This window comes from Xenorhabdus thuongxuanensis (assembly GCF_001908095.1).
In the GTDB taxonomy this organism is placed as follows: Bacteria; Pseudomonadota; Gammaproteobacteria; order Enterobacterales; family Enterobacteriaceae; genus Xenorhabdus; species Xenorhabdus thuongxuanensis.
The window spans coordinates 31816-54306 of the sequence record NZ_MKGR01000013.1; the positions used below are offsets into that span (position 1 = coordinate 31816).

At 43.6% G+C, this 22491-nt stretch carries 19 protein-coding genes; 6 read left to right on the forward strand and 13 right to left on the reverse strand.

Features of this window, described 5'->3' with window-relative positions; all coding sequences use genetic code 11:
- Nucleotides 1–128 precede the first annotated feature (128 nt).
- The 3 genes from crl to gpt form a co-directional block, all read right to left on the reverse strand.
- Complete coding sequence (gene crl, locus Xentx_RS10290) at nucleotides 129–530, reverse strand: sigma factor-binding protein Crl (protein ID WP_074020154.1); 402 nt, start codon at nucleotides 528–530, stop codon at nucleotides 129–131.
- Nucleotides 531–601: 71 nt separating this feature from the next.
- Nucleotides 602–1849, reverse strand: a complete 1248-nt coding sequence (gene frsA, locus Xentx_RS10295; RefSeq protein WP_074020155.1) for an esterase FrsA — start codon at nucleotides 1847–1849, stop codon at nucleotides 602–604.
- 15 nt (nucleotides 1850–1864) lie between these two features.
- On the reverse strand, nucleotides 1865–2326 hold the full coding sequence (gene gpt / locus Xentx_RS10300; RefSeq protein ID WP_074020156.1) for a xanthine phosphoribosyltransferase: 462 nt from the start codon (nucleotides 2324–2326) through the stop codon (nucleotides 1865–1867).
- Between the two features lie 259 nt (nucleotides 2327–2585).
- Between gpt and pepD the strand changes: the two genes are divergently transcribed.
- Complete coding sequence (gene pepD / locus Xentx_RS10305) at nucleotides 2586–4046, forward strand: beta-Ala-His dipeptidase (RefSeq protein ID WP_074020157.1); 1461 nt, start codon at nucleotides 2586–2588, stop codon at nucleotides 4044–4046.
- Nucleotides 4047–4107: 61 nt separating this feature from the next.
- On the opposite strand, the gene dinB is transcribed toward pepD, so the two are convergent.
- Together dinB and Xentx_RS10315 are read right to left on the reverse strand one after the other, a co-directional pair.
- The gene (gene dinB / locus Xentx_RS10310; RefSeq protein WP_074020158.1) at nucleotides 4108–5163 is read right to left on the reverse strand and encodes a DNA polymerase IV; all 1056 of its coding nucleotides are present in this window, start codon (nucleotides 5161–5163) and stop codon (nucleotides 4108–4110) included.
- 259 nt (nucleotides 5164–5422) lie between these two features.
- Complete coding sequence (locus tag Xentx_RS10315; RefSeq protein ID WP_074020159.1) at nucleotides 5423–7459, reverse strand: choline transporter; 2037 nt, start codon at nucleotides 7457–7459, stop codon at nucleotides 5423–5425.
- A 209-nt stretch (nucleotides 7460–7668) separates the two neighbouring features.
- On the opposite strand from Xentx_RS10315, the gene betI reads away from it, so the two are divergent.
- The 5 genes from betI to Xentx_RS10340 all read left to right on the forward strand — a co-directional run bounded on the left by betI (nucleotide 7669) and on the right by Xentx_RS10340 (nucleotide 14758).
- Nucleotides 7669–8265, forward strand: a complete 597-nt coding sequence (gene betI / locus Xentx_RS10320; protein ID WP_074020160.1) for a transcriptional regulator BetI — start codon at nucleotides 7669–7671, stop codon at nucleotides 8263–8265.
- A gap of 36 nt (nucleotides 8266–8301) precedes the next feature.
- On the forward strand, nucleotides 8302–9780 hold the full coding sequence (betB, locus tag Xentx_RS10325; protein ID WP_074020161.1) for a betaine-aldehyde dehydrogenase: 1479 nt from the start codon (nucleotides 8302–8304) through the stop codon (nucleotides 9778–9780).
- Nucleotides 9781–9807: 27 nt separating this feature from the next.
- Nucleotides 9808–11472, forward strand: a complete 1665-nt coding sequence (gene betA / locus Xentx_RS10330; protein WP_074020162.1) for a choline dehydrogenase — start codon at nucleotides 9808–9810, stop codon at nucleotides 11470–11472.
- A 342-nt stretch (nucleotides 11473–11814) separates the two neighbouring features.
- A complete protein-coding gene (locus Xentx_RS10335; RefSeq protein WP_074020163.1) occupies nucleotides 11815–14121 on the forward strand; it encodes a TonB-dependent hemoglobin/transferrin/lactoferrin family receptor in 2307 nt (768 codons plus the stop codon).
- A 121-nt stretch (nucleotides 14122–14242) separates the two neighbouring features.
- On the forward strand, nucleotides 14243–14758 hold the full coding sequence (locus Xentx_RS10340; RefSeq protein WP_074020164.1) for a sigma-70 family RNA polymerase sigma factor: 516 nt from the start codon (nucleotides 14243–14245) through the stop codon (nucleotides 14756–14758).
- Nucleotides 14759–14853: 95 nt separating this feature from the next.
- Here the strand turns inward: Xentx_RS10340 and nqrM are convergent, their stop codons facing one another.
- The 8 genes from nqrM to Xentx_RS10380 form a co-directional block, all read right to left on the reverse strand.
- Nucleotides 14854–15078, reverse strand: coding sequence for a (Na+)-NQR maturation NqrM (nqrM, locus tag Xentx_RS10345; RefSeq protein ID WP_074020165.1), 225 nt, complete (start codon nucleotides 15076–15078; stop codon nucleotides 14854–14856).
- A gap of 16 nt (nucleotides 15079–15094) precedes the next feature.
- Nucleotides 15095–16075 (reverse strand): FAD:protein FMN transferase, encoded by a 981-nt coding sequence (locus tag Xentx_RS10350; protein WP_415843313.1) that lies wholly within the window; start codon nucleotides 16073–16075, stop codon nucleotides 15095–15097.
- Nucleotides 16076–16282: 207 nt separating this feature from the next.
- Nucleotides 16283–17509 carry an NADH:ubiquinone reductase (Na(+)-transporting) subunit F gene (nqrF, locus tag Xentx_RS10355; protein WP_074020167.1) on the reverse strand — a complete coding sequence of 409 codons (1227 nt, stop codon included), beginning with the start codon at nucleotides 17507–17509 and terminating at the stop codon, nucleotides 16283–16285.
- A 15-nt stretch (nucleotides 17510–17524) separates the two neighbouring features.
- A complete protein-coding gene (nqrE, locus tag Xentx_RS10360) occupies nucleotides 17525–18121 on the reverse strand; it encodes an NADH:ubiquinone reductase (Na(+)-transporting) subunit E (RefSeq protein WP_038235359.1) in 597 nt (198 codons plus the stop codon).
- Nucleotides 18122–18129: 8 nt separating this feature from the next.
- Nucleotides 18130–18759, reverse strand: coding sequence for an NADH:ubiquinone reductase (Na(+)-transporting) subunit D (locus tag Xentx_RS10365; RefSeq protein WP_074020168.1), 630 nt, complete (start codon nucleotides 18757–18759; stop codon nucleotides 18130–18132).
- Nucleotides 18752–19546 (reverse strand): Na(+)-translocating NADH-quinone reductase subunit C, encoded by a 795-nt coding sequence (locus Xentx_RS10370; RefSeq protein ID WP_074020169.1) that lies wholly within the window; start codon nucleotides 19544–19546, stop codon nucleotides 18752–18754. Before Xentx_RS10370 ends, Xentx_RS10365 begins: the two co-directional genes overlap by 8 nt.
- Nucleotides 19539–20777: an NADH:ubiquinone reductase (Na(+)-transporting) subunit B gene (locus Xentx_RS10375; RefSeq protein ID WP_074020170.1), complete on the reverse strand. Its 1239-nt coding sequence runs from the start codon at nucleotides 20775–20777 to the stop codon at nucleotides 19539–19541. Before Xentx_RS10375 ends, Xentx_RS10370 begins: the two co-directional genes overlap by 8 nt.
- Nucleotides 20778–20780: 3 nt before the next feature.
- Complete coding sequence (locus tag Xentx_RS10380; protein WP_074020171.1) at nucleotides 20781–22124, reverse strand: Na(+)-translocating NADH-quinone reductase subunit A; 1344 nt, start codon at nucleotides 22122–22124, stop codon at nucleotides 20781–20783.
- Between the last annotated feature and the right edge of the window lie 367 nt (nucleotides 22125–22491).

Below are 22491 nucleotides of genomic sequence, written 5' to 3' on the forward strand. Positions count from 1 at the left end.
ATATTTCTGCCATTACAGTTAATTTGAAAAAACAATTAATTTAAAAAAACAATGCTCAGTTTTAACAGGAGAGAAGCGTTATGCCAACTGACATAACGCAAAATTTAGCAAAAGCAGGTTAAAAAAAATCACGCTATCACTCGCGTTTGCAGAGTGGTGGTATTTTCAGATGGGATCAATGTCAATTTGAGAGTGTCAAAAGAATCAACTAAACGTTTGTGAAATGCCTGTAAAGTTGATTCAAGGTGCTCAAGATCGGCCTTTTTTTTGATATTCATGACACTCCATTCACCATGTTTATCGAATAAGCCTATCTGATAGTTATAAACAAAACCTTGCTCCTGCTCTTGTAGCTCTAACCACCATCCCCAAAATTCACGTTTTTCTGGTGCCGCTTTGGCGCTGACACAAACGGCTAAACAGTCAAAGAAAAAATAACCATTTTGGCACTTTAATTCACGTACATACGGCCCTAATGCAGAAAAGCGCTTTAACAACCTATTTTTAGAATAACTTGCAGGTAAAGTCATACAAAGGTCTCCTTATATACAGAACACCTTTGTATCAAACGATTAAAAAATATCAAGTAATAAATTTCTTTTTATAAAACTTTATCTTTCAACCATACACGTATTTCGTGTAACGCCTTATTGAAACCACTATAGACTGAGGTAGCAGGAATAGCTCGTAATGAACCATCCATTGATGACATGGCAATCAACTTCGAGTCTTTCCTTGGGCTGAAAATATCATCTTCCCAATACACCGAAAACATGGGCACAGTACAACGACGACCCAATAACCCTTGATTCTTCAATGAATAACACGCCAGTTCTGAACGCAATCTCTTTTCATCAATGTGATAAATACCTAAGCGACTGGCCAAGACGTCTATATACATTGACGGAATTTTCTGCTGTAATTTTTCATCATGCAGTAATTCATGAACAATCGGGCCGACTACCGATACTCCTTTAATAAGTTTCGGCTCCAGATAGGCAAGCCTAACAGCGATATTTGCCCCAAAACGAAAACCAAATATACCTACACGGGTATGATCAATCCACGGCACGCTATTTAGCTGTTGTAAAACTTGTTGATGAAGTGCACAGGTATCCTGCGTCAATGTAAATTTAGCGGAATAACCAACAGAAGGTATATCCACCGTTAACATTGCAAAACCAAGAGGCGAGAAGTGTTCACGAAACAACCGCCAGCAATCACTCTGTACATTATCAAGGCTGGCACAGACTAATATCGTTGGATAAGGCCCCTGTACATGGGAAGGCAGGTGTAATAATCCAGTAACACTCTTGCCCCCTTCCAACTGGAATTCCAGTTTTTTCAATTCATAGTCAGAAAAACGCGCTGCATTTTCATAGGCTTTATTAGCCAGCGCAATGGCCTGATCTGCCAGTTCATCACCGCGCAAATGAGGATAAGCTGCAATACTATATAGCATTGCAGCTCTTAACCAACATGCTCCGGCTTTTTCCGTATCTTCGGTACGCAATGCTTTCTGTTGCCAGTACATTGCTTGCTGAGACCACTCAAATGCCCAGTTTCCTTTACGATAGCCGACCACAGTATCCAACAAATGTTCAGTACTACGCTCGGCATCTGTCACAGCAATCCGACTGAGGACATCTTGAATTTCTAGCGGATTGACTCCCCTCCAGATCCAAGCGAGCCAATTAATCATGCGATACCAATGCTCGCTGCGCCCCCCACCAAGCATACTATCACTGGTAGTTACAGATTGTGGGCGAGTATATTTTACCAGTGTAGAGGTTTCCCGATGTTTAAACCGAGGTTTAAACAGCGATTCTGAAAGGTTTTGTTTCGTCATGATAAAGGAAAAATCTTACTGCTTCTCACAAACTGGTGGCACGAACACGACCCCCATATCCCATGGCTGTTCAATCCATGTGTTTTGAGGAATGTCAATAACATAATCATCAACAAGAGGGCGACCGGCAGGTTTGGCAAAAATTGTTACAAAGTGAGCTTTCGGATACATTTCACGGATTGCCTGGGCAGTACCTCCGGTATCAACCAGATCATCAACAACAATGAACCCTTCACCGTCACCTTCCGCTTTTTTCAGTACTTTTAACTCGCGCTGATTATCGTGATCATAGCTGGAAATACAGACAGTATCGACATGGCGAATTCCCAATTCACGAGCCAGTAACGCTCCCGGAACAAGGCCACCACGGCTAACGGCAATAATGCCTTTCCACTGTTCTACGGGAAGTAAACGTTGCGCCAATTGACGGGCATGTATTTGCAACATATCCCACGTTACAACATATTTTTCACTCATAAAATTAGATCCTGGAAACTAAAGAATATTTCAGAAAAGCGTTTTTTGCGGAAAAAAGGTTGCGCGAGATTATAGTGATTTGAACCAACAAAAACCAGTAAAAACAAGGTAAGCCCTCATTCTTACTGCCCATTGCTGGCAATAAAATGATATTCTCAAGCATAGCATGGATATTAGGCCAATGCAGATGACAAAAATTCCTGATGTGTCAAACACTACCACTTTCTTCTCACTAAGATCCAGTTACAGGAGATTCGCCGTGTCCGAATTATCAACGCTATCCCCACAACCCTTATGGGATATTTTTGCCCAAATTTGTTCCATTCCTCATCCTTCTTATCATGAAGAAGCGCTCGCATCCCATATTATTGAGTGGTCAAAAAACAAAGGATTCCATGTAGAGCGGGATGAAGTGGGTAATATTTTAATCAGAAAACCAGCTTCAAAAGGTATGGAAAATCGCAAGGCGGTTGTCCTTCAAGCACACCTTGATATGGTTCCACAGAAAAATAACGATACCCTACACGATTTCACAAAAGATCCTATTCGCCCTTATATTGATGGTGATTGGATTACAGCTGATGGTACAACTTTAGGCGCGGATAACGGTATTGGTATGGCTTCCGCTCTGGCAGTCTTAGCGGATGAATCCGTTAAACACGGCCCATTGGAAGTTCTATTGACCATGACTGAAGAAACAGGTATGGATGGCGCATTCGGCTTGAAATCCGGCTGGCTGCAAGCTGATATTCTGATCAATACCGATTCGGAAGAAGAAGGCGAAATCTACATGGGTTGTGCGGGCGGCATTGATTTTTTCACAACCTTACGCCTGTCCCGTGAAGCTCTGCCAGCTAACTATAAAACCCTGCAATTAACTATTAAGGGATTAAAAGGTGGTCACTCTGGTGGCGATATTCATCTTGGATTGGGTAATGCCAACAAATTACTGGCTCGTTTCCTGGCTGCGTATTCCAGTGAGTTGGATCTGAAATTAATTCATCTGCAAGGTGGAACCCTACGCAATGCCATTCCTCGTGAAGGTTCTACCGTGATTGCTGTTCCTGCTGATAAAGTTGAAAAACTCTATCAGATAAAAGACAGCTATCTGGAGACATTGAAGAACGAATATTCCGTGGTTGAACATAATCTCGCTCTCTTGTTAGATGAAACCGAAGCATCATCACAAGCGTTAACAACGGATTGCCAGGCTCGCTTCATAGCCATGCTCAATAGCATACCGAATGGTGTTATTCGTATGAGTGATGTTGCCAAAGGTGTTGTAGAAACTTCGTTGAACGTAGGCGTTATAACCATGGACGAAGAGAAAGCCGAGATTATATGCCTGATCCGTTCACTTATCGAAAGTGGCAAGGTTTACGTTACTGAAATGCTGCATTCTCTGGCAAAACTGTCTGGCGCAGAAACCATGGCAAGTGGCAGCTATCCGGGCTGGCAGCCTGACGCCAATTCTCCAATCATGCATTTAGTACGTGAAACTTATCATCAACTCTTCGATAAGACGCCGAATATTATGGTGATCCACGCTGGTTTAGAGTGTGGCCTCTTCAAAAAACCGTATCCTGCTATGGACATGGTTTCTATCGGCCCAACCATTCGAGGTGCCCATTCTCCTGATGAGAAAGTACACATTAAAAGTGTCGGTCAATATTGGCAGCTACTCACTGCAATTCTAAAAGCTATTCCGGCTAAAGAATAATAGAAAGTTATACGGCCTCTCTCCCGCCATTGCTTGTGGGGGAGATTGCGTTTTTTACCCCTTACCATTCCAATAAAAGCTGACGCTCCAGTTGTGGGTTTTGTAATGTCACATGTAGCCCAACCAACCTGACTCCTCGTCCTTCTCTGCGTGTTTCCCAGGCTCGTTTTGCTATTTGAATCAGATCGCGTTTATCCAACATAGGATGGACATGTTCATGTGTCGTCAATTGAAAATCATCAAACTTTAATTTGATACCTTGACAGGCAATGCGGAGATCGGGTTTTACCTTTTCCAGCCGTTTTTTCAGCTCAGGGTAAAGTTGTTCAATCAGTTCCACACATTCATGCCATTCATGGATATCCTGCGCCAAGGTTTTTTCTACCCCAACGGATTTACGCAAACGTTCTGGCGTAATCTGCCGTTCATCAATACCGTGACAGCGCTGCCAAAGTGACAATCCAAACTTACCCAAACTTTTTATTAGTGTCAGCTTGTCATAACGTTGCACATCAGAACAGGTTTCCAACCCCATGTCTGATAAACGCTTGGCTGTGACTTTTCCGACACCAGGAATTTTGCGTAATGGCAGTGAGTTAACAAAAGTGTCTACTTGTTCAGGAGAGATAACATATTGACCATTGGGTTTATTGATATCAGAAGCAATTTTGGCTAAAAACCTGACGGGTGCAACGCCTGCGGAAGCAGTTAACTGCAATTCATCAAAAATTGTCTGACGAATTTCTTGGGCGATCAACGTGGCAGAACCATAACAATATCGGCAATTCGTCACATCTAAATAGGCCTCATCTAAAGAAAGAGGTTCAATCAATTCAGCGTAACGGGAAAAAATTTGGCGGATATGTTGAGATACTTCTTTATAATGCGCCATTCTGCCAGGGATGATTTTCAATTGAGGACAAAGTTTTAATGCCATGGCAGTAGACATCGCACTATACACCCCAAAACGGCGGGCAGGATAATTTGCCGTACTAATTACTCCCCTTCGATCAGCGCTTCCCCCTACTGCAATGGGAATATTACGGAGTGATGGATTATCCCGCATTTCAATGGCGGCAAAAAAGCAATCCATATCAATATGAATAATTTTGCGCATCTGATCTCCTCACATCAAATAGCTGTATAAATATACAGAATGAGATCATGAAACTCTAGTTAATTCTTCAGCAAAACGTCAACGAGTTGATTTTTCCGAATGCCAACATGTACTCAACTCCCGTCAAGATTGAATGATAAAATCAATGCATGATTTATTTTAGTAAAAAAATCGCCTGTCACTTCATATAACACAGGCGATTTTTTATCAGCTACTCTTATTCTCCACTATATTCCACTTATCTTTCTTTCACTTATCCTCAACTGGGAAAAATCAATGTTTGCCCCGGTGCTTCTCGGTTTAAGTGAATAAAATTCAGATGTTTTTCATAGTGATCAAGAATATCGCTAATGATTTGCTCTTTCGTATAGTCCATCAAATCATTACCCTGTGTTCCTTCCATCAGAAAAGTTTCCAATCTGTAATAGTAAGATTTGCCCGATCTCGCTCGATAGGTAAATCCAGGCACAGAATAACGTTGTGGCCAGATTTGATAGATGAAATTCTGTTCATCACCTAAATCAACAATCAACTCCAGTGGATTCAGTCGCTTGTTTCCTTTGGCTGGCAGTGCATTAAACTGCACTTTCGCACCACGCACCACCAACTCTTTAGCCACTTCCAGCATAGCCGGACGACACACCATATCCAGCATTCGCTGAGTGTTCTTCGTACCAGGAAAATGCATCATACGGCTCAAACGCTGCTTCCAGTTCAATGAACCATTGTCATGAATAAGCGTGGGGGATGTATTGTGCAACGAACTGGCTTTGCGGAAATCTTCCACCCGCAAAGACTTATATAGCCCCGCCATAACAAAGAAGATCACAAAACTAAAAGGGAGCCCCATGATGACCGTGGTATTTTGCAAAGCAGAAATGCCATCAGTCATGAGTATGCCTAACGTTAATACACCAATTGCCACAGACCAAAAAACACGCAACCAATTCGGTGCATCATTATTAATATCACTCAGATTAGAGGTGAAATTGCCTAACACTAACGAGCCAGAATCCGCCGATGTGACATAAAACAGTAATCCGGTAATGGTAGCCACAGAAGCACTAAATGTGAATGCCGGATAAAGTGACAGCAAATTATAAAAACCTCGTTCTGGGTGTTGTAGCACTGTCTCCGCTAATTGGCGATTACCATGAAGAATTTCATACAACGCACTGTTACCAAAAATCGATAGCCACAACAGTGTAAAAACAAATGGAATGACTAATGTTCCCATAACAAATTGACGAATAGTTCTGCCACGAGAAATGCGCGCCAAAAATAACCCTACAAACGGCGACCAGGCCACCCACCATGCCCAGAAAAACAGTGTCCAGTTATTCATCCATTCAGTTGGACGTTCAAATGCAAAACTGTTCAGCGTCATACCCATAAAACGGCTGATATAATCCCCGATATTCTGCACTAATCCGTTAAGCAAGAATTCAGTATCGCCCATAAACAAAATGAACAAAACTAAGCCTAGCGCCAGCAGGACATTCAATTCAGACAAAAATCGAATGCCTTTGTTTACTCCAGAAGTTACAGAGATAATGGCTATCACTACAGATAATAATATCAATCCTCCCTGAACCCCCAATCCTTGCGGTAATCCGAAAAGCACTTTCAGGCCATAATTCAACTGCACAACCCCAATTCCCAACGTCGTTGCAATACCAAAAATGGTCCCTATTACGGCTGCAATATCCACCGTGTGACCAATTGAGCCTTTAATGCGGTCACCAAAAATAGGATAAAGTGCCGAGCGGATAGTCAAGGGTAAATTATAACGATAACTAAAATATCCCAGTGCAATTCCCATCAAGGCATACATCGACCAGCCCGTCAGGCCATAATGGAACAGTGTCCACACCATCGCCTGACGAGCTGCTTCAATTGTTTCCCCCTGACCCGTTGGCGGTCGCATATATTGCGTAACAGGTTCGGCCACCGAGAAAAACATCAAATCAATGCCGATCCCAGCGGCAAACAGCATTGCCGCCCAACTCAGCAAGCTGAATTCCGGCTTAGATTGCTCCGGTCCCAATTTGATTGAACCAAAACGGGAGGCTGCAACAAAAACAACGAACACAATGTAAAGTGTCGCGGCCAGTAAATAATACCAACCGAAAGTTTTAGATACCCAATTCAGTGTATTTTTTATCCAAATACTTGTTGCATCCGTGAAAAAAATAGTGAACAAAGAAAATGCAATAATCAGTCCGGCAGAAGTAAAAAAAACGACAGAATTCAGGGTATCTTTCTGGGTGTTTTTTGGACTGTCTTGTGTATTCATAGGCAGTTCCTGAAATTAATAGCATTAAAACACATGAAAAGCATAAGACATATAACCATTTGAATTTAATATAAAACTTAAAAAATGTTAAATAAAATCGCCCCTTTATTGTAAAATTATTGTGATAAAACATATTTAATTTTGATTGAACATTCAATTAAAAAAAAGTTTAATACTGTTCGAATAATTGATTTTCTGAGCATAAAATCATGCCAAAAATTGGAATGCAGTCGATAAGAAAACAACAACTCATTGATGCAACATTAATCGTTGTGAATGAAGTTGGAATGCAGGAAGCAACTATTGCACAAATAGCCCGAAAAGCAGGGGTTTCCAACGGTATTATCAGCCACTATTTCAAGGATAAAGACGGCCTGTTGGAAGCCACTATGCGTTATCTATTGCATCAGCTAAAAATGGCTGTAGCACGCCGATTATGCCTGCTCGATAACGCAACTCCCACACAAAGGTTGAAAGCCATTGTCGAAGGGAATTTTGATCCCAGCCAGATCAACAGCGCAGCAACGAAAACCTGGTTAGCATTCTGGGCGAGTAGCATGCATCAACCAAACCTGTATCGGTTACAACAAATCAATGAACGCCGTTTGTATTCCAATCTTTGTGTTGAATTTAAACGTGCCATGCCAAAAGCAGAAGCGCGGCGGGCTGCACAAGGTCTTGCTGCCTTGATTGACGGCATTTGGCTGCGAAGTGCATTAAGCAGGAAGCCTTTTGATATAACAGAGGCATTCAAAATTACTATCGATTACATCGAACAGAAACTCGAATTATCTGATAAGTCCTGACTTATCAACTAATAGATAGACTCTTAAGGAGAATCTATGACCCATTTTGGATTACAAAAACTTTATATCCACGGTACTTATGTAGATAGCACCAATCCTGATAATACAATTTTTGACGCAATTAACCCAGCTAATGGCGAAGTTATTGCTCAATTTCAGTCTGCAACAGAACAAGATGTTGATTTAACAGTTGAAAGCGCCCAAAAAGGACAGAAAATCTGGGCAGCCATGACTGCGGTGGAACGTTCACGGATCTTACACAAGGCGGTGAATATCTTGCGTGAATGCAATGATGAACTGGCTGAATTGGAAACACTGGATACCGGCAAACCCCTTTCTGAAACCCAACAGGTTGATATCGTCACGGGTGCCGATGTATTGGAATACTATGCTGGCTTAATTCCAGCCCTTGAAGGCCAACAGATCCCATTACGTGAATCATCTTTTGTGTATACACGCCGTGAACCATTGGGGGTCGTAGCAGGCATCGGCGCATGGAACTACCCTATCCAAATTGCCCTCTGGAAATCAGCACCAGCTCTGGCTGCCGGCAATGCTATGATCTTCAAACCCAGTGAACTCACCTCTCTTACCGCCTTGAAGTTAGCCGAAATCTATACCGAAGCCGGTTTACCTGATGGTGTCTTTAATGTCTTGACCGGAGCCGGTCATGAAGTCGGGCATTATCTGACTGTTCACCCTAAAATCGCTAAAATGTCTTTTACTGGCGGTATTATGACCGGCAAAAAAGTGATGGCAAATGCTTCCGCTTCCACCCTAAAAGAAGTCACGATGGAATTAGGTGGCAAATCCCCGCTGATCATTTTTGATGATGCCGATCTGGATCGTGCTGCTGATATTGCCATGATGGCAAACTTTTTCAGTTCAGGTCAGGTTTGCACGAACGGAACACGAGTCTTTGCCCCTAAAGCATTGCTTTCACAATTTGAAACAAAGATTCTTGAGCGTGTTAAACGCATCCGAATTGGCTCACCTCTCGATCCCAACACTAACTTTGGTCCGCTGGTGAGTTTCCCACATATGGAGTCTGTCTTACGCTATATCGAAAACGGTAAAAACAGCAATGCCCGTCTGCTTTGTGGTGGCGAACGCCTGATGGAGGGTGAATTGGCGAAAGGTGCATTTGTTGCACCAACAGTATTCAGTGACTGTACCGATGATATGTTGATTACACAGGAAGAAATCTTTGGGCCCGTGATGTCTATCCTGACTTATGAAACGGAAGATGAAGTCATTGTCCGTGCCAATAACACACATTATGGCCTGGGTGCAGGATTAGTCACCAAAGATCTTTCCCGCGCACATCGCGTGATCCACCAGCTAGAAGCAGGGATCTGTTGGATCAATACCTGGGGAGAATCTCCAGCAGCCATGCCTGTCGGCGGCTATAAACATTCTGGTGTTGGCCGGGAAAATGGGCTGGTCACACTACAAAATTACACACAAACCAAATCAATACAGGTGGAATTAGGCAATTTTGAATCCCTATTTTAATCCACGCCTGAAACAGAGGAGATAACAATGGTTTTTGATTACATTATTATCGGTGCTGGTTCAGCGGGTAACGTGCTTGCAACTCGTTTAACGGAAGATGCCAATGTGACTGTCCTGCTGCTGGAAGCAGGTGGGCCAGATTACCGATTCGACTTCCGTACTCAAATGCCAGCGGCGCTGGCATATCCCTTGCAGGGAACCCGTTATAACTGGGCTTATGAAACCGATCCCGAACCCCATATGAATAACCGGCGCATGGAGTGCGGGCGCGGTAAAGGACTGGGTGGATCTTCACTCATCAATGGCATGTGCTACATTCGTGGCAATGCGCTGGATTTTGATCATTGGGCAACACAATTTGGTCTGGAAGACTGGACTTATCTTGATTGCCTTCCCTATTTTCGCAAAGCTGAGTCAAGGGATATTGGCGAAAATGACTATCATGGTGCAGACGGGCCTGTCAGCGTCACAACGCCCAAGGCAGGAAACAATGAACTCTTTCACGCGATGATAGAAGCCGGTGTCCAGGCGGGTTATCCACGTACTGACGATCTGAATGGCTATCAGCAAGAAGGCTTTGGGCCAATGGATCGCACCGTTACCCCTCAAGGGCGCCGATCCAGCACAGCCCGTGGTTACCTGGATCAAGCACGTTCACGCTCCAATCTCACTATTATTACGCATGCGTTAACTGATACCCTCGTATTTGAAGGAAAGACAGCCGTTGGTGTCAATTTTTATCAAGGCAATAGCTCAACTTTAACCCAGGCAAAAGCACGTAAAGAAGTTTTACTCTGCGCGGGTGCGATCGCATCTCCACAAATTCTGCAACGTTCAGGTATTGGCCCCGAAGAAGTATTAAACGAGCTTGGTATTCCTGCGGTGCACGTGTTGCCAGGCGTTGGACAAAATTTACAAGATCACCTTGAAATGTACTTGCAGTATGAATGCCTCAAACCCATTTCCCTCTATCCCGCATTGAAATGGTATAACCAACCTCAAATTGGCGCTGAATGGTTATTCAAAGGCACAGGTATTGGTGCCAGCAATCAATTTGAGGCAGGTGGCTTTATTCGTACCGATGAAAAATTTGCCTGGCCAAATATTCAATTTCACTTCCTGCCCGTTGCCATTAATTACAATGGCAGCAATGCTATCAATCAACATGGTTTTCAGGCTCATGTTGGCTCTATGCGTTCCCCAAGCCGGGGTCGGGTAAAAATTAAGTCGCGAGACCCACGTCAGCATCCCAGTATTTTATTCAACTACATGTCAACAAAACAGGATTGGCAGGAGTTCCGTGCTGCTATTCGCATTACGCGGGAAATTATGGCGCAACCTGCACTGGCGCCATATTGTGGACGTGAAATCAGCCCAGGTGTTGAAAATCAGTCAGATGAGCAGTTAGATGCCTTTATTCGTGAACATGCCGAAACAGCATTTCACCCATCATGCAGTTGCAAAATGGGAACCGATGAGATGGCGGTCGTGGATGGTCAAGGACGAGTGTATGGCATTGAAAATTTACGTGTTATTGATGCCTCTATTATGCCAATAATTATTACCGGTAATTTAAATGCCACGACAATTATGATGGCCGAAAAAATTGCTGATAAAATCAGGGGAATTTCTCCTCTACCCCGCAGTCAGGCAAAATATTATGTTGCCAATGATGCTCCTGTCCGGCAATGAGTAACAAACCATTGATCAATCCATTCATTCTCACAAACACTGGCTAAATCACTCATACGGGGAATTGAGATATTCAAGCAATATTATTTGAACACTCACCTTCCTCGTATTTATATTTCGAATTTCTCTTCATTGACGACCCCCTAGTACGTAAGGAAATTGAACTTCAATTTCAATGCCAAAAATCTCATCATCCATTGGGATAAGCCTCATCATCGTATGATATGCTTGCCAAAATCCGCAGGTAAATAAAAATAGTTCTCATTTTTATTTACCTTTTTTAATTTCTCAGGTGACTTATTACTTTGAAAATATTTCATTTGATCACATTTCAGGAAATTTATGGCAAATAATAGTCAAAAATTAGAAAAACGCCCAATCGCTACCACAATTCAGAAAATTTTAACCGGTACATTAGTATTGGGAGCGGCATTCTCCAGCGCTGTTTACGCAACCGAAGATCCCAAAGAACAAAAGTCTGAAAAGAAAAATGAGGTGATAAAATTACCCACACTTTCCGTTGTTGAAAGTTTGCGCAACAGCACCAGTGCGGGAAGTTCTGTGCTCAAAAAGGCGGATATTGACCGCATTCAAGCCGATAATATTGCCCAGTTACTCGACCAACTTCCTGGCGTTTCAATGTCAGGTTCACCACGCCCCGGTGGGCAAACCCTGAATATCTGGGGAATGGGCGACCAGGAAGATATCAAAATCACGTTGGACGATGCGCCAAAAGGATTTGAAAAATATATGCAGGGTTCTGTCTTTATTGAGCCTGAATTAATCAAACGAGTCGAGGTTGATAAAGGGCCACACAATTTACTTAACGGCAATGGTGGATTTGGTGGTTCGGTCAAACTGGTGACAAAAGAAGCGAACGATTTACTGCGCCCCGATGAAGATTGGGGCGGGTTTGTCAAACAAAGCTACCACACAAATGACAGACAATGGATCAATAGTGGCGCAATATACGGCAGGGATCCCGATGGCTTTGCCGATGGGTTGCTCTATGTGAGCAAGCGAAATGGGCACAATATTAAACGCCCTGATGGCACACGTTTTGAGTTTTCACAAAACAACCAAACATCTTACTTATTGAAAACCAATTTTTATCCCAGTGATGCTCATACGATTAGCCTGTCTGCTATGCGATCTGAATCGGATGGCTGGCAACCCTGGGCGGCTAACCGTGATAAGATGGCCGCTCCATCACCCAAAGATGTAGAAGAATACGGTTGGGATGGCGCCTGGAAAAGAAAATTGGTCTTTCGTGATCAACTTGATCAGAACTACACTGCCAAATGGAATATTGCACCAGAAAATAACCCGTGGTTAAACCTGACGATGCTCTATGCCTATTCCAAAACCAAGCAAGACGATACTCGCCCAGAAAATGCCTCCCCCTATTTTAGTACATCAATGGGTAATAAAAGCTGGGTTGATTACACCGATAATCTGGTTGATATCAACAACAAAAGCGTATTCTCAACCGGTATGATTAAACACGAATTACTGGTGGGAACCCGTTGGCATAAAAACGAACGCAATGTGCTGATGTTCAATAAAGACAAAATAAAAAACAAAAACTATAACTATGGTTATTATCAACCAGGCTATATGCCTGCTGGCGATCAATTCGCTTACAGCTTCTATCTGCAAGATTCCCTGAAGATAGGCAGCGTCACCGTCACACCGGGTGTTCGTTATGATTATGTCAAAAATAGGGGTAAAGAAAATAACGCGCCACTGTATAACGATACATCGCCAGAATCTAATCATGACTATAGCAGTGTAACCTATACCGGCTGGTCACCCCATTTAGGCATTCTGTGGCAAACAAATAAAAACCTTTCATTGTTTGCAGATATCAGCCGTACATGGCGTGCACCAATAGTTGATGAACAATATGAAGTACAAGGGAACATTAGTAGCCTTAGAGGCTCCAGCCGCGATCTTGGTATTGAACGAATGGCAGGAATACGCCTCGGTGCAATTCTCGATTTCGATAACTTGATACTTGAAGAGGATAGCCTGCAAATCCGTACCACCTTATTCCGTAACCGTGGTAAAGATGAGATCTTTAGAAGGCGCGGTATTTACTGTAAAGCCCAACTTGATAGTGGATCAACCCGTTCATGTAGAACATCGTTGGGAAATTACCGCAATTTACCGGGATATACGATTGAAGGCTTAGAAATAGAAACGTTCTACGACAGCTCCACACTGTTTGGAAAATTATCGTTCTCTACCATGCGTGGGCAACGTGACGCTTCTCCACGTGATCCGTGGTTAGGGCATAAAACCTGGCTTGCGGAAATACCGCCAACTTCTGCCCATGCCATGTTAGGGTTTAAAATTCCGCAATGGCAGATGGCAATGGGATGGAAAGGTGATTTTATCCGCAAACAAGATCGCTCCCCTATAGATGGAGATCCAAATGCAGATTCTTGGTCATTCCATAAAAGTAAGGGCTACGCCCTGCACGGCCTGTTTGCAAGCTGGCGTCCTTCTTTTATCAAAGGATTTGAAGCACGGGTCACTGTCGATAATCTGTTCAACCGTGGTTACTATCCGTACCTGGGAGCGCAAGGAGAGTCGATTTCAGGTATCGGCCGGAATTACAAATTCAGTATCTCACAGCAATTCTAACTGACACGTTCCTAACCCTCTTAACCTAAAGAGGGTTAGGTTTCCAAACGTTGCATTGACTTCCTCCCATCAAATACAAATAATAACTATTATCAGTTATATCCCATCAGGCAATATCATTATGGCGGTGCAAAAAAGCACATTTGAGCACAATCAAATCACCCAGAAACTCTATGCCGATTACCATCATTGGTTATGCAACTGGATCAGACAAAACAGTGCTTATCCTAATCAGGCTGAGGATCTCGTTCATGAGGTTTTCATCAAATTGATGCAATCTTCGGATCTTGAAAATATCCGCCAGCCAAAAGCCTTTTTAATGACGATAGCGCGCAGAACTTTGTCCAATTACTGGCGCAGAAAAAAACTGGAAGACCATTATCTGGAATATATCAGTGAGCAATCTGAAATCTCAGCAAATTCTTCTGAAAATCAACTTATGCTGTTAGAACAGTTAGAAAAAATAGATGAGACCCTGGATGAACTCCCGGTAAAAGTCCGCCAGACATTTCTGCTCATTCAGCTCCAGGGCTTACGTTATAAAGAGGTTGCGGAAAATTTGGGTATCTCAATAAGCTCGGTAAAAAATTATTTGCAGCAAGCCCACAAGGAATGTCACCTTTTTAATACGCATTGAACAGCCACCCCTGAACAAACAACAAAAAACCCCGCTGTTTATCTGGCAGCAGGGCACTTGTTTTAACTGCAAATTTGCTTGACGGAAAAGCAGTGTCAAAGAATGCGATTCTTCTCCAACTGCGCTTGACGGGCAGTTTCCCTCGCCATACGTTTTTTGCGGGCATCACAAGGTTCAGGACAATCACACACTTTTTCTACGCCGATGCTTCCCAAACCACCACAGCTTCCTTGAATGCTTTTGCGCTTAAAAATATAGCCTAACGCCATGCCAGCAAAAGCCAGCAAGAAAAAGATAAAAGTGGCAATAAAGACTTCCATCGCCTTTCCTCCCTTCTTATTTTTTCTGTAAATAAGCCTTAAAGGCGGTATTGTAGCGCTCTTCAAAACCCTCTTTGGTTTTGACAATCATAAAGACCGGAATATTCAGCTTCTCAGCCAATTCCATACCTTTCTTTGGCCCCAATACATCTAAACCTGTAGAAAAGCCATCTGCACTCATACAGGTCGGTGCTATCACGGTAATTGAAACTAAATTATGTGTTATCGGCCTGCCGGTTTGCGGATTAATGGTATGAGAGTAACGCACGCCATTCTGTTCAAAATAGTTGCGGTAATCACCCGATGTTGCTACAGACATATTGCCTGGTTCAATGATCTCCTGAGTATTTTGTGCCATGCCGCTATCTGATGGTTTTTCAATCGCTATCCGCCATGGACTTCCTTTGCCATTGTTGCCTGATGTGCGAACTTCACCGCCAATATCAACCATGTAATTTTTGATGTTACGAGATTCCAGATATTCAGCGACAACATCAACACCATAACCTTTAGCGATGGAAGAAAGGTCAACATACAACTCAGGAATGGATTTAAACAAATTATTGCCTTCAACAGACAAGTTATCAATCCCCGTCCAGGCACGGCGAACTTCTAATTCTTTATCCGTCGGCGCCTTGGTAATGCGTCCTTCTGGCCCAAATCCCCATAGATTTACCAGCGGGCCAACAGTAACATCCAGTGCACCTTCTGTCAGTTTATTAATTCGAATAGCTTCTTTGACCACTTTTGCCGTAGCAGCAGATACTGGAAACGGTTTATTCACTTCACGGCTTTGATTAAAACGACTCAATTCAGAATTTGGCCGATAAGTGGACATCTGATCGTTCACTTCTTCCAACAGACGATCAATCTCTTTTTGCAGAACTTCTGGAGCAGGTGCAGACGAATCAGCAACATATTTAACGGAGTAATAAGTCCCCATTGTCTGTCCATTCAGGTTTTGCTGCTTAGGGCCATCACATGCCACAAGCATCATAGTTGCAAACAGCAATGCCCCCCAATTGATAATTTTTTTACTCAGCATAACTTACTCTTTCTGACTTATTGTGGCTTTTTTAAATAGCAGCGCCCACATTTTGTGGGCACTTATCGTTAACTCATTGTCATTAAAACGTGTTATACGCCCTTTATTTTTCAAGCCATCACTTTGTTAGCTACAACCCGAAATTTATTGGGTATACCATCAGCCGCCGAAATCATCCAACATGATGTTTTCATCTTCTACGCCAAGGTCTTTCAACATCTTAATCACCGCAGCATTCATGACTGGAGGCCCACACATATAGAATTCACAGTCTTCAGGTGCCGGATGATCTTTCAGGTAGTTTTCATACAATACATTGTGGATAAAGCCTGTATAGCCATCCCAATTATCTTCCGGCAGAGCATCTGACAATGCCACATGCCATGTGAAGTTCTCATTTTCTGCTGCCAACTGATCAAAATCTTCGGTATAGAACATTTCACGCTTAGAACGCGCACCATACCAGAAGGAGATCTTACGCTTAGAGCTTAATCGCTTAAGCTGGTCGAAGATATGAGAACGCATTGGCGCCATACCTGCACCACCACCGATGAAGATCATTTCTGCATCAGTGTCTTTCGCGAAGAATTCACCAAACGGACCAGAAATCGTCACCTTATCACCCGCTTTCAGCGACCAAATATAAGAAGACATGATACCCGGAGCAACATCTGGGTTTCTTGGTGGGGGCGTTGCAATACGTACGTTTAGCATGATAATGCCATGCTCTTCTGGATAGTTCGCCATGGAATACGCACGAACCGTCGGCTCTTTGACTTCGGAGACATAACGGAACAGATTAAATTTATCCCAATCTTCACGATATTCTTGTGGAACATCATAATCAGCGTAACGGGCAACGTGGGGCGGACATTCAATCTGAATGTAACCACCAGCACGGAATGGCACCACTTCCCCATCAGGAATTTTCAGCTTCAATTCTTTAATGAAAGTGGCTTTGTTATCGTTGGAGATAACTTCACATTCCCATTTCTTAACACCGAAAATTTCCTCTGGCAATTCGATTTTCAGGTCTTGTTTAACATTGACCTGACATGCCAACCGGCAGCCTTCTTTTGCTTCACGCTTGTTGATGTGGGAAAGCTCCGTTGGCAGGATATCACCACCGCCTTCCTTAATTTTCACCCGACACTGGCCACAAGAACCACCGCCACCACACGCAGAGGAGACGAAAATCCCCTGGCTGGAAAGCATACCCAACAACTTATCACCGGCAGGAGCAGAGAAACTTTTATCCTCATCGCCATTGATTTCAACTTTAATATCCCCGGTGTTCACTAACTTCGATTTTGCGAACAAAATCATTGCCGTTAGTACCAACACAATCAGGGTAAACATGACTACGCCTAGAATAATTATATCCATGAATTCTTCTCGCCTTTAAAGCTGCACACCGGAGAAGGACATAAAGCCCAATGCCATCAAACCGGTGGTGACAAAGGTGATCCCCAATCCTTTCAGACCTGCCGGAACATCCGCATATTTCATTTTTTCACGGATAGCAGCCATCAGAACAATTGCCAGCATCCAGCCCATACCTGAACCGAAACCGTATACAATGGATTCACTGAAGTTATAGTCACGCTGTGCCATAAATGAAACACCACCGAAAATTGCACAGTTCACCGTAATCAACGGCAGGAAAATTCCCAATGCGTTGTAAAGTGCTGGAACATAACGGTCTAAGATCATTTCCAGAATTTGTACCAGTGCAGCAATTACCCCGATAAAGGTAATGAAATTCAGGAAGCTCAAATCCACCCCATCCATCAACGCTCCATCACGGAGTACCAGATTGTAGACGAGGTTATTAGCAGGCACGGAAATTCCCAATACGACTGTTACAGCCACACCGAGGCCAAAGGCCGTTTTAACATTTTTTGATACCGCCAAAAACGTACACATACCGAGAAAGAAAGACAACGCCATATTCTCGATAAAGACTGCGCGGACAAACAAACTAATATAATGCTCCATTTTGTTTGTTACTCCTTCTCAATCTGCGCAGGTTTCAGAGTCCGCAAACCCCAAATCAACATACCAATAATGAAAAATGCGCTCGGTGCCAGCAGGAACAAGCCATTTGGCTGATACCAACCGCCATTCTTGACAGATTCCAGCACCGTAATACCGAACAATTTTCCTGAACCAAACAGTTCACGCAGGAAACCAACCAACAACAGAATAACGCCATAGCCCAAACCATTACCGATACCATCCATAAAACTTTCAACGGGTGGTGCTTTCATGGCATAGGCTTCAGCACGTCCCATGACAATACAGTTCGTGATGATAAGTCCAACAAACACCGATAGCTGTTTGGAAATTTCGTAGGCGTAAGCCCGTAAGATCTGATCTACGACGATAACCAGAGACGCAATAATCGCCATCTGTACGATGATTCGCACACTGCCAGGGATGTAATTACGAATTAATGAAATGAAAAAACTAGAAAATGCTGTTACCAGTGTAACTGCAATAGTCATGACTAACGCAGTTTCCAATTTGGTGGTAACAGCCAGCGCTGAACACACCCCCAAAACCTGCAATGCAATTGGGTTATTATCAAACAGCGGCCCAAGCAGGACGCGTTTTATCTCTTTACTATCAGCCATCTTTCAAGGCTCCCTCACGTACTTTTTTCAGGAACGGACCAAAACCGTTATCACCCAGCCAGAAATCAAACATATGCTGAACACCGTTAGAAGTCAGGGTTGCTCCGGACAGCCCATCTACACCGTAAGGGTTATCACCTGCACCGCCACGAACGATCTTAAGTGCCGGAACACCTTGCGGGTTATAGAGTTTTTTACCTACCCACTGCTTACGCCACTGTGGGTTATCAACTTCCCCCCCCAAACCAGGGGTTTCACCATGAGAGTAGTACGTGATGCCGTGAGATGTGACACCATCTATATCGATGGAAATAAAGGCATACATCATTGACCACAGGCCAGAACCATATATTGGCAAAACCAGCTCAGTCGTTTTACCGCTTTCATCCTTAACCAGATAAATTTCGGCCATATTAGCTCGGCGACGGATCTTCGCCAGATCTTGCTCAGGTAACAAAGCAATACTAGTTTCGTCACTGCGCAGGGCATTATTCAGGTCAAAATTGCCTTTGCTTTCTTTCAACATCGCTGTTTTCAAGTCAAGCAATTCAGGCTGGATACGGCTGTTATAGACTTCTTTAATTTCCTCAGTTGTCATGCCAGGTTTTAGCAAACCAGACACATCCAGAATATTACGCTGCTTATCCAGTAGCTTTTGTTCATGCTGCTGCGCTTTCAAACCTACGGCTGAACCAGCAACCACAATCGAACATACAAGACACAGTACAAAAACAACGAGGAATGTTCTGCCGATGCTATCATTATTTTTTGGTTTATTATCAGCCACGGGCTTTTCTCCGCTTAATATTGGCCTGTACGACCAGATAATCGAACAGTGGCGCGAACAGGTTAGCGAACAAGATCGCCAACATCATTCCTTCTGGATACGCTGGGTTTACAACCCTGATCAAAATGCACATCACACCGATCAGGATACCGTATGCCCATTTCCCTTTATCCGTAAACGCTGCGGATACAGGATCAGTCGCCATAAAGATCATACCGAAAGCGAAGCCACCCAGAACCATGTGCCAGTACCACGGCATAGCGAACATTGGGTTAGTGTTAGAACCAATCGCATTAAACAGGTAAGACGTTGCAATCATACCGATCATCACACCAGCAACAATGCGCCATGAAGCAATACGGGCAAACAGAATGATGGCACCACCGATAAAAATCATCAAAGTGGATACTTCACCAATTGAACCTGGAATGTTACCAATAAAAGCGTCCATCCAAGTGATTGGTTGTCCGGTAATGGTATTTATCAGACCATGGCTACCCGCAGTTGCCCATTGGGACAAAGGCGTTGCACCAGAGAAACCGTCAGCCGCAGTCCAAACCAAATCACCTGAAATCTGGGCTGGATAAGCAAAGAACAGGAAAGCACGACCCGCCAAAGCTGGGTTTAGGAAGTTACGACCAGTCCCCCCAAAAATCTCTTTCGCAATCACTACGCCAAAAGTAATCCCCAAAGCCGCCTGCCACAATGGCAGTGTTGGTGGAACAATCAGTGCGAACAGAATGGAACTAACAAAGAAACCTTCGTTGATTTCATGTTTGCGGATAATGGCAAACAAAATTTCCCAAAAGCCACCCACAACAAATACAACCGCATAAATTGGCAGGAAGTAGGTCGCTCCCAACAGAATTTTACTGCCCCACCCTGCATCTGGAGTTAATGACGCACCAAGATACTGAGCAAGCATGTAATGCCAATCAGAAGCCAGAACTTGCTGTAAGGCATCTCCGTTATATAAATGAGTCAAGGCGGGTATTGCCTGATTCCCGACATTATACATGCCCCAAAACATCGCAGGGAAAACAGACAGCCACACCAAGATCATCATGCGTTTGAGATCGATGGCATCACGGACATGGGCACTCCCTTTTGTCACTGTGCCCGGCGTATAGAAAACGGTGCTTACTGCCTCATAGAGAGGATAATACTTTTCCAGTTTGCCACCGGCCTCAAAGTGGTGCTCTACTTTTTCAAATAAATTTTTCAGGCCCATGAATTACCCTTCCAGCTCAATCTTAGTCAGTACTTCACGCAGTACTGGACCGTACTCATATTTGCCTGGACAAACATAGGTACACAATGCCAAATCTTCTTCATCCAGCTCCAGACAACCCAACGCCTGAGCGCTATCAGAATCACCTGCAAGCAAGTCACGCAGTAGGTGAGTTGCCATGATATCCAGTGGCATTACACGCTCATAGTTGCCAATTGGCACCATGGAACGTTCCCCCCCGTTTGTTGTGGTTGAGAAAGCAAAACGTTTCTTTTTCAGGAAGTGGCCGATTGTGGTGCGGGTAATCGAGAACTTATTAGCGCCTGGCGCAATCCAACCAAACAGCTCTTTTTCCCGACCTTCAGCAAGTACAGAAACTAACGTATGGAAGCGGCCAAGGTAATGACGAACGTCATCTGATTTTGTACCACACAGTACGGAACCAGAAACAATACGGTTTTCACCCTCTTGCAATTGATTTTGCGTCAATTCAAGCAAATCTGCGCCCAACTGGGTACGTACCAAGCGTGGCGATTTAACCTGCGGTCCTGCCAGAGATACCACACGATCAGCATAAAGCTCACCCGTAGTAAACAGTTTACCGATAGCAATAACATCCTGATAACCCAGATGCCAAACCATTTTTTGGGCACTAACAGGTTCAATAAAATGAATATGAGTGCCCACCAAACCGGCTGGGTGTGGACCAGTAAACTGGTTGTAGGTGATTTGAGCGTTATTTCCCACTATTGGAATATTTCCAGCGCCGTAACAAACGTGGATTTTCCCCTCTGTCAATGTTGATAGAACATTCAGGCCATCAACAAAAGCCTCTTCCTGAGTTGCGATAACGACGAGTGGATCAGCAGCCAGTGGCTGGGTATCCATTGCCGTAACAAAGATGGCCTTTGGTGTGGAACCGGGGACAGGGGTACGGCTGAAAGGACGTGTACGCAACGCTGTCCACAATCCTGATACAAGCAGATTTTTCTCTACTTGTTCACGGCTCAAGCCAGCAAGCTCAGCACGCTCGTAGTGATCAAATGTGACTTTCTCATCGCCACTTATTTCAATCACAACGGATTGCAAAACACGACGTTCACCACGTCCAATGGTAACAATTTTCCCGCTTACGGGACTAGTGAAAACAACCCCTGGATTCTTCTTATCTTCAAAAAGAATTTGCCCTTTTTTGACATGCTCACCTTCCTTAACCAGCATAGAAGGACGCATTCCAACATATTCTTCACCCAGTAAAGCAACATGGCGAATTGCTGGACCATCTTCTATAACTTGGGCAGGCGCTCCTGCTATCGGGAGGTCGAGTCCTTTTTTAATTTTAATCATAAGATTTGCACAAGTTTATCAGTTAAATCATATACTACAGACTACCTTGCGGTATTCCCGTGAGGTAATGCAGCGACTCTAGTAATACAAAAAACCTTGAGCAATAGTATGTCTCAAGTCATTCACTCCGATAATCGTTACAAAGTTTCTCTTAATTTTCGCCGGAGTAATTCTAACATCTCCCCCACTGACTGTCTGACTAATGAAGTGACTTAGTTCAAGCAAATAAGAATAATTTCTCTGCTAAACCGTCAACTACTCGATAAAGGCGAATGTTTCTATCACTTTTCCCTACGTCATGGCAATTTTCAATCAAAAAGTAACTTCACAAGGGCTAGAGAGTTTGATAAATCACAAGGATATTCCG